Genomic DNA, 9,062 nt, shown 5'->3' with positions numbered 1-9,062 from the left:
CGTTCAATCTGAGCCATGATCAAACTCTTCAATTTAAGTTTGATGCTCGTAGAATTAAACTTCGTAATGAATTACGTGTTCACTCTTTGAGACTTGGTATTCATTTTTCGTCCGAAGACGTTAAGAACCCATGTCACTTTGAGTGCCCACACAGATTGTCTGATAAATTGTTAAAGAGCAGTGCAACGCGGCTTTCGCTCACCGTTGCGAGGTGGCGTATATTACGCTTTCCTCTTTCAGAGTCAACCCTGTTTTTCAGGATTTTTTCTCTTCAACCAACCGGCTGTTTGTGTGAAGTGATTCACATCTGCCGTGTCAGTGGGAGCGCATTATAGGGAGCTGCCGGGATATAGCAACCCTAAAAATACAAAAAACTTATCAAGCGCTCATAATTTAAACTTTTCACGATTAACCTTTGCTACGAAAAACCGTAAGAACCCAGGAACTACAAGGCCTGCAGCGCATTTTAGCCAAAAATGAGATTTTGCAAAAAACGGCGTTACCCACTTCAGGTTTTCCCTCTTTTATGGTGCCGTTAGTTCAGATGATGAATTAAGCATCAGCCTTGACCCATGACAAAGCGGCTTGAGGGTGCATATTTCTATAATCAGGCCCGTTTCTTCTTATTGGTATAAACCTATGGCTTATCAACTCAACATTAACTGGCCCGAGTTTTTAGAAAAGTACTGGCAAAAGCAGCCGGTGGTATTAAAGAAGGCTTTCGCGAATTTCGTCGATCCGATTACCCCGGATGAACTGGCCGGGCTGGCCATGGAACCGGAAGTCGATAGTCGACTGGTGAGCCTTAAGAATGGTCAATGGCAGGCCAGCAACGGGCCGTTTGAACATTTTGATGGCCTGGGCGAAACCGGCTGGTCGCTATTGGCTCAGGCGGTAAACCACTGGCACATGCCCGCCGCTGAGCTGGTGCGCCCTTTCCGCGTACTGCCGGACTGGCGTTTAGACGACCTGATGATCTCCTTTTCCGTACCGGGCGGCGGCGTGGGCCCGCACATCGACCAGTACGATGTCTTTATTATTCAGGGCATGGGTAGCCGCCGCTGGCGCGTGGGCGATAAGCTGCCGATGCGTCAGTTCTGCCCGCATCCCGCGCTGCTGCACGTCGACCCGTTCCCGCCGATTATTGATGAGGATCTGGAGCCCGGCGATATTTTGTACATTCCGCCGGGATTCCCGCACGACGGAATCACTCACGAAACGGCGCTGAACTACTCCGTTGGCTTCCGCGGGCCAAACGGCCGCGATTTGATCAGCAGCTTTGCCGATTACGCGCTGGAAAACGATCTCGGCGGCGAGCACTACAGCGATCCGGATTTAACCTGCCGTGAACATCCGGGCCGGGTTGAAGAGTATGAACTGGAACGTCTGCGCGGCATGATGATCGAGATGATTAGCCAGCCGGAAGATTTCCGCCAGTGGTTTGGACGTTTTGCTACCACGCCGCGCCACGAGCTGGATATTGCGCCAGCTGAACCGCCTTATGCAGAAGAAGAGATTGTCGACGCACTCGAGGGAGGCGAAATGCTGACTCGCCTGAGCGGCCTGCGGGTACTGCACATTGGCGATGACTTTTTTGTGAATAGTGAACAGCTTGAGCCAACCGAGCCTGCGGCACTGGACGCGCTTTGCCGCTATACCCTGCTGGGTAAAGATGAGTTAGGTGAGGCCGCACTGCGCAATCCGGCCTTTATCGCCGAGCTGACCCGTTTGATTAACCAGGGCTATTGGTTCTTCGACGAATAGCGCTTCATCATCTGTTCATATAAAGAAGGCGCGAATAGCGCCTTCTTCTTTTATATCACTACGACGTTATTTTCCGAGCAGCGTCTCATACTGCGCCTGGAACTGCGGCGCGTTCCATGAACCATCAAACAGGGTGTAAGTAATATATCCTTTGTTGAGCCAGCCCGAGTCATTATCCCCTTCCGCCGGTTTTATCGCTTCCGGATTCATCGTCTGTTTTGCAGTGCCGTCCGCCAGCAGTTCATAACCAATCTGCGGCGCGGGGAACTGTTCATTCTCAATATAATGAACGCCCTTAATTTCAGCCGACGGCAGCGGCGGATAGTTAATGCTCAAACCGGACCCTTGCGGCAAAATCGGGCTTCCCGGTTTATGCGCGGCGTTAAGTTTATCAACCAGCGAGACAACGTAATCCACCGAGTCAGGCCAGTACTTATGCGTGCTCGGCCATTTGTTCTTCATCTCTTCTTCCGTGAATCGGTAGCCAATACTGGCGGCAATCGCCGGGAAGCCATAGCGAATGGCGCGGGCTGCAGCGCTAACGGTACCGGAGTTAACCTGCGCCATACCGGTATTGGGGCCGTCGTTAACGCCCGAGATCACCAGATCCGGCGGCGCGTCTTTCAGCACGCCCCACAGGCCGAAATCCAGCGCGTCGGCGGGCGTTCCCGGGAAGCAGTAGCGTTTGTCAGCGGCTTTTTTGACATCAAAGACCTTACCCGTCTTAAAGGTGATTGCCGACCCGATCCCGCTCTGATTCGTTGCCGGCGCCACCATCCAGACGTCATATCCTTTGGCCGCCAATTTTTCCTGCAGCGATGTGGTTCCCACAGACTGGCAGCCATCGTCGTTAACCAACAGTATTTTCAGCGGTTTTTCAGCAGCCTGTACGCCAGCGGCAGATAACGCCAGAATGGCGGCAGTCAGAATTTTCGTTCTCATCATCACTCCTTGTTAGGTAGCAGAGGTATTTATCAGGCGCAAAAAAAAACCTAAGACTCCTGCCGCACGCCAAATTGGCGGACAGGAGTCTTAGGTTTTGCCTGTGGTCAGTAACAATCCCAGAGTGAAGCGAAAATAACGCCAGTGCGCGGCAGAGTCCAGAGCGGACATCATTATTTTGTGACGGAGATCAATCCCCAATAATTATTTAAGTCAAAAACTGCCAATTATTCTGAAAATTAAACTTAAGATACATCTCAACCAGCAAAATTACCTTCATGAAGACGATCACATTTATTGACAATAACAATAAATAGAGGGTGTCTTTTTGCATAATTAGTGCTAACGTCGCCACTGTTGGATTGTTACTGTCAAGAACAGGCGAAACCTACGTCATAGAGTTCGAGCGAACATAGCTTTATTTATGCTTCGCGTCGAATATCTGACGTAGGTTTTTTTTTGCTTATAAAAAGACCATTCAGGTGGAGCGTTATATGAAGAAGTGGCTTATAGCATTAATGATAGCGGCAGGTGCGGCAACCTGCTCGGCAGCGGAAGTTAAAAACGACGATGGCGTGAATATCTATTTCGCTCGTCACGGCAAAACGCTGCTGAATACGTTTGACCGCGTACAGGGTTGGGCTGACTCCCCGCTTACTGAAGACGGCATTCGCGTCGCACGTTATCTCGGCGAGGGACTAAAAGGCATTCCATTTGATAGCTTCTATTCCAGCGATGCCGGACGTCAGCGTGAAACCATGCAGGTGATACTTAAGCAAGCCGGAGTAAGTGATTACAAACTTACTGAGCTAAGCGGCCTGCGGGAAGCCTTCTTCGGCGGTTTTGAAGGCGGCTATAACAAAGATATGGCCGACGCCGGCGCCAAACAGCTGGGGCTTAAAGATGGCGCTGCGCTGTTCAGCCAAATGAAAGCGGGCACCCTGGCCGTTGATACCAACCAGAATGCGCTGGCTGCAGCCGATCCCAAAGGCATGGCGGAAAACTATCAGCAGGTAAAAACCCGCACCCAGGCAGCGCTGCATACCATCGTTGAAAACGCGCAGGCCCGGGGCGATAAAAACGTGCTGGCGATTTCATCCGGTACCGCAATGCAGATCATGATTTCCGACTTAACGGACGATAACGCGAAAAACAAACCGCTTGCCAATGCCGCGGTGGTTAAAATTGTTTATAAAGACGGCAAATATACCGTTCCTGAAATCGGCACTATGAAATATGTCGAAGCCGGAAAACAGGCTCTCGATAAAAAATAATACCCACGCTTAATTATTTATTACGGCAGACTTCAGGCGAAAACACCTCGCCTGGATCGCTGCGTCCCTACTCTGGGGTTTATTATGAAAATCAATACTACAACAGTCGCCATTATGCTGCTGGCTATTCCCGCCAGCGCCTGGTCAGCTTCGACCACTAACAGTCTGAAGGAGCGCGATTATATCGATACCGTGCTCAACGATCCGTTATTCAGCCAGTCTCATCTGAATTTATCCTTTAAAAACTACTGGAAATATCTTAAGGAAGAAGAGACCGAGCCGAAGAAAGTCCATAATGCCTGGGGTCAGGGCGTCGCCGTCGATTATCAGTCCGGCTATTTTGCCGATATTATTGGCTTTGATGCCACATACTACGGGGCGGTAAAGCTCGGCGCCAGCGATTACTTTAACTCCCGCGGCGTACTCTATAACAACGGCAGCGGAAATAACAAAAGCAACGCTGAAGGCTTTTCCAAATTTGGTCAACGCAATATCAAGCTGCAGTATCGCCTGGCGGACACTCATCTGAACGCCCGCTGGGGCTGGCAGACGATGAAAAACTTTGGCGTCATCTCCAACTCGACCCGCCTCTCTCCAACCACCTACCTGGGCTGGACCGGCGCGGTGAACTACGGTCCCTTCACGCTGCGCGGCGCGTACATCGAAAGCGCGATGGATCGTAACTCGCCGGATAAGAAACGCTTCCAGACCAACAGCGGACAGTACATTAACCATATCGCCAGCGGCGATATTCTGTGGCAAAGCGAGCACCTGAACATGCAGTACGGCTATGGTGAAAGCGACAACTATCTGCGCCGCCATATTCTGTTTACCAATATTAAGCCGATAAAAGCGCTGAACATCGGTACTCAGGTCTACGCCACTCACGCGCTGGACGAGTATAAAGCGATGCCGGCAAATAAGCGTGACTTTGACGATGATGCCTGGCACATCGCCATGGATGTGAAGTGGCAGGCGGACAACTGGAGCACCAAGTGGGGTCTGGGCTATACCGATGCGAATAAGGCCAATGAAGTGGGCTTCTACCCGCGCCATATGAGTAAAAACTCGCGCGGGACCTTTATCTCAATGGCTTACGCCGGCAACGACTATATGCGCGACGGTGAACTGGTTCTCTCTAATATGTCGGACTATAACCTGACGCCGGAGCTGGCTATCGGTCTCGCCGGCAACATCGCCCAGTTTAACTACCGCGGCAACCACGTCCGTACCGGGGAAATTAACGCCTTCAGCCGCTGGGTGCCGACGCACCCGAGACTGAAAAATCTCACCGTCTGGGCGATGTTCGGGCCGGGCTGGTCCTATAAGATGAATGGCAAAACGCCGGTGCTTACCGACGGCCATTACAGCCGGGCCAACTCGCTCTCTTCGGAAGTGATTATCGAATATAAATTTAATCTGTTCTGATACGCCCGCCCCGCCGGTCATGGCGGGGCAGCCCTCCCCGGCTACTTCTTCACCTCATTAAGCTCATCGTTATAGCTTTCCCGCGTCACGCAGACGCACAGGATGGTAATTAGCGCCATGCAGGCGAGAAACAGCGAGATGGGCCACGATGCGCCACCGGACCACACCAGCAGTAAGGTACCGATCATCGGCGTTAAGCCGCCGACGATATTCGCCAACTGGAAGCCGAGCGACACGCCGGTGTAGCGCACGCTGGTGTCAAAAAGCTCCGAAAAGAAGGCGGGCTGGACGCTGAACATCATGCCCAGCCCCACGGAATAGCAGAAGGTGGTGGCGAACATAAACATCTTCACCGAGCCGGAGTCGATCATCCAGAACAGCGGGAAGGCAAAGATCAGCGTGATCGCGGCGCCGGCCAGATAGACCGGTCGGCGGCCAATTTTATCGGACAGCCAGCCGAAGAAAGGAAAGGTAAAAATGCCGACAAAACTGGCCAGCAGCAGCCCGTTCAGCGCCGTTTCGCGAGTAAAGTTGAGTTCCCGGGTCACGTAGGACATAAAGAACGCCACCGTCAGCCAGCCCAGAACAATCTCCCCCATGCGCATACCCATCGCCAGGAATACCGCTTTACGGTGATGTTTGAGCACGGTGAGAACAGGAAACTTCTGCTCGGCCGCTTTCGGCGCGTTCTGCTGCTGCTTCTGATTCTCCTGAAACACCGGCGTCTCTTCGATCCTTGAGCGGATAAACATCCCGACGAACAGCAGCGCGATGCTTAACAGGAAAGGCACGCGCCAGCCCCAGGACATCAGGTCATCCTCCGGCAGCATCACCACCAGCGCAAAAACGCCGGTGGCGATAAACAGGCCAAGCACGTTGCCCAACTGAACAAAGGTGCCGAAAAAGCCCCGGCGATGGCGCGGCGCATACTCGGTGATCAGCGTCGTCGCCCCGCCCCATTCGCCGCCGATGGCAAAGCCCTGGCAGAGGCGCAAAAAGATAAGTATCAACGGCGCTGCGTTGCCTATGGTGTCGTAGCTGGGGATTAATCCTATGAAAAACGTCGAAATACCCATAATCATCAGCGACAGAACCAGCGATTTCTTGCGGCCGATCTTATCGCCATAGTGGCCAAATACGATGGCACCGATGGGCCGGCTAACGAAGGTAATCGACAGCGTCAGGAAGGATACCAGCAGCGCCATCAGCGGCGAGAGGTTAGGAAAAAACAGCGACGGAAACACCAGCGCGGCGGCGGTGCCGTAGATAAAAAAGTCATAGAACTCAATCGTTGTGCCAGAAAGACCGGAGCCCAGCACGGTGAGCAGCTTTCTTCTTTCATGGGTTTGTTGCGATGTTTGTTCATTTTTTGCAGGGGCAATGGCGGGCGAGGTAAGCAGGGTCATCATTAAATCCTCTGTCCTGAATCATTATTGTTTAGTCGGGCAGCGCCTGGCTAACATCGTTGGCGAGGGAAAATCACCAACAAGCTAACTCGAATTAGCTAATTATAACAAGATACAGAAATTCACAACGTAAATGCTAAAAGAGTGTGACCAGGATCGGTTAAATTTTAACACTCCTGTCAATCACCCCAGACAAAATGCTCAAACGGAAAAATAAATAATTCAATAATTTCAATTCATTAAATATCAAACCTGAATTTACCGTCCTCGCTGCGCTTCCCGCCCGCCTTTCTGCACGCCTTTAAACCGCCTCAGCAAACTTTCCTCGTCACTTCACCCCACCTTTTAAAATAATGTTTTTAAAATTAATTAGTTAAAAATTTCACATTGATAGCCATCACAAATCCCCGGCAAAGGGTTTGTCCCTGTCTTTTTTTTATCCTAATTTGCTAATTCGAGTTAGCCATAGAAATCAGTCTGCCTGAAGCGGCTGATGCGGCGCTAATCCCTGCGCAGAACGATCAACGATAACTAAGCGACCTACCCCCTACAGGAGAAATTCACATGTTGAATTTAACGTTACCCGCCGAAGCCGGGCTTATTACCCCGCAGCCAGGCGAAGTCTTGATGGTCACCAATGCGGATCTCCGCGAACCGGCTAACGTCACCTGCTGGCCCACGCAGAAGCTGTTTGAACAGCGTCTGGAAACGGCGCTGGAAACATTAGGCTACCGCCTGCGCCGCGCCCATCCGGTCAACGAACGCCGCGGCCACGGGTTTATCAGCAGCCAGAAAGAGGGTAGCGAGCTGTTCGCCGGGATCGATCCGGATGCGCCGATTATTGTCCTGCTTACCGCCTGGCAATACTCCCATCACCTTGCGCCTTCGCTGGTACATCATCGCGGCCCTATTTTGCTGCTCGCCAATTTTGACGGCACCTGGCCGGGCCTCGTCGGCATGCTCTGTATGGCAGGCTGCCTCACCAGCCTGGAGCGCAACTACTCGCGGCTGTGGTCGGAAACCTTCGCCGACGAGGCGTTTATTCGCGGCCTGGACACCTGGCTGCGCGACGGCCATCTCAGCCATAAGCTCGGCTATCTGCATCCGGTTGCGCCCAGCGCGCCGCTGCTGGCCAGCGAAGCCGGACAGATTGGCGTGAAGGTTGGGCAGTCGATCCTCAAACACAAGGCCATTGTCGGCCTGTTCGATACCTTCTGTATGGGGATGATCAACGGCGTGTTCCCGCAAAAAGCGATGATCGACGTAGGGATGCCGGTGGAGTCGCTGTCGCAATCGGCGCTGCTGGTTGAAATGAACAAAGTGCCGACCGACCTGCGCGAAGCCTGTCTCGACTGGTATGAGACCCGCGGCATGCGCTTCCGGTTCGGCGCCGACGGGACGAAGGATCTGACCCGGGAGCAGGTGCTGGAACAGTGCGCGATGATGATCGCCATGGCGCGCTTCGTGAAGCGCTTCGGCCTGACGGCTGTGGGCGTGCAGTATCAGCAGGGGCTCAAAGACAGCTGCGCCGCCTCGGATTTTGCCGAAGGCGCCATCGGCAACGCGGAACGTTTCCCGATCCCTGATGAGAACGGCGAGATCGTCTGTCCGGACGCGCCGATCCCCTGCATCAACGAGGTGGATATGGGCAGCGCCATCCCACAGGTGATGCTGGCGAAGCTGCTCGGCGCACTGGGCATGGCGAGCGAAACCACCCTTCACGATATCCGCTGGGGTAGCGAATACAACGGCACGTTCTACTGGGATCTGGAGATCTCCGGCGCGGTGCCGTTCGCCCATCTGAAGGGCGGGATAGCCGGGGCCACCGGCTATCGCCAGCCGGCGATGTTCTTCCCCTACGGCGGCTCGACCATTGCCGGTCAGGGCAAAGCCGGACGCTTTATCTGGGCACGAGCGCATTACGAAGGTACCCAGGTGATCCTGCATATCGGCACCGGCACCGCCGTCGAACTGCCGCATGACGAATTCGAACGCCGCCGCCGGGCAACCAACTACGAGTGGCCATTACTCAACGCCGTTCTCGACGGGGTTTCGCGCGACGATTTAATGGCGGGCCACCAGAGCAACCATCTCAGTCTGGCTTATGTAGAAGAGGAGGTATTATCCGAAGTGCTGAACGCCTTTATTGCCCAGGCGCTGACGCAAAATATGAAAGTCTTTATCGCAGGCGATGCGCATTTATTAATGAAATAACAACTGATTCGCTTATGTAATTTTTACGTTGTTA

6 protein-coding genes are annotated in these 9,062 nt (G+C 53.1%); 4 read left to right on the top strand and 2 right to left on the bottom strand.

Annotated features, from left to right (window positions below; genetic code table 11):
* Positions 1 to 639 precede the first annotated feature (639 nt).
* A complete protein-coding gene (locus K2184_RS10990) occupies positions 640 to 1,764 on the top strand; it encodes a ribosomal protein uL16 3-hydroxylase (protein ID WP_032728844.1) in 1,125 nt (374 codons plus the stop codon).
* Positions 1,765 to 1,830: 66 nt separating this feature from the next.
* On the opposite strand, the gene surE is transcribed toward K2184_RS10990, so the two are convergent.
* Entirely contained in the window at positions 1,831 to 2,706 is an 876-nt protein-coding gene (surE, locus tag K2184_RS10985) for a 5'/3'-nucleotidase SurE (protein WP_004108710.1), read from the bottom strand.
* Between the two features lie 494 nt (positions 2,707 to 3,200).
* Here surE and K2184_RS10980 point away from each other — a divergent pair, with 494 nt between their 5' ends.
* Together K2184_RS10980 and K2184_RS10975 are read left to right on the top strand one after the other, a co-directional pair.
* Entirely contained in the window at positions 3,201 to 3,980 is a 780-nt protein-coding gene (locus K2184_RS10980) for a histidine phosphatase family protein (RefSeq protein ID WP_032728842.1), read from the top strand.
* An 84-nt stretch (positions 3,981 to 4,064) separates the two neighbouring features.
* Positions 4,065 to 5,408: an OprD family outer membrane porin gene (locus K2184_RS10975; protein ID WP_049593823.1), complete on the top strand. Its 1,344-nt coding sequence runs from the start codon at positions 4,065 to 4,067 to the stop codon at positions 5,406 to 5,408.
* 41 nt (positions 5,409 to 5,449) lie between these two features.
* Here the strand turns inward: K2184_RS10975 and K2184_RS10970 are convergent, their stop codons facing one another.
* A complete protein-coding gene (locus tag K2184_RS10970; protein WP_024273671.1) occupies positions 5,450 to 6,814 on the bottom strand; it encodes an MFS transporter in 1,365 nt (454 codons plus the stop codon).
* 564 nt (positions 6,815 to 7,378) lie between these two features.
* On the opposite strand from K2184_RS10970, the gene K2184_RS10965 reads away from it, so the two are divergent.
* Positions 7,379 to 9,028, top strand: coding sequence for a signal transduction protein (locus tag K2184_RS10965; protein WP_004108719.1), 1,650 nt, complete (start codon positions 7,379 to 7,381; stop codon positions 9,026 to 9,028).
* Positions 9,029 to 9,062: the final 34 nt, after the last annotated feature.

Source organism: Klebsiella sp. K5-306 (assembly GCF_051835185.1).
In the GTDB taxonomy this organism is placed as follows: Bacteria; Pseudomonadota; Gammaproteobacteria; order Enterobacterales; family Enterobacteriaceae; genus Klebsiella; species Klebsiella oxytoca.
The sequence above is the reverse complement of the archived record's forward strand: the minus strand, read 5'-3'. Positions and strand labels throughout refer to the sequence as shown.

What these genes read in the sequence shown, in the direction of transcription:
- K2184_RS10990 (WP_032728844.1), top strand. Translation starts at nt 640, where the DNA reads ATGGCTTATCAACTCAACATTAACTGGCCCGAGTTTTTAGAAAAGTAC.
- surE (WP_004108710.1), bottom strand. Translation starts at nt 2,706, where the DNA reads ATGAGAACGAAAATTCTGACTGCCGCCATTCTGGCGTTATCTGCCGCT.
- K2184_RS10980 (WP_032728842.1), top strand. Translation starts at nt 3,201, where the DNA reads ATGAAGAAGTGGCTTATAGCATTAATGATAGCGGCAGGTGCGGCAACC.
- K2184_RS10975 (WP_049593823.1), top strand. Translation starts at nt 4,065, where the DNA reads ATGAAAATCAATACTACAACAGTCGCCATTATGCTGCTGGCTATTCCC.
- K2184_RS10970 (WP_024273671.1), bottom strand. Translation starts at nt 6,814, where the DNA reads ATGACCCTGCTTACCTCGCCCGCCATTGCCCCTGCAAAAAATGAACAA.
- K2184_RS10965 (WP_004108719.1), top strand. Translation starts at nt 7,379, where the DNA reads ATGTTGAATTTAACGTTACCCGCCGAAGCCGGGCTTATTACCCCGCAG.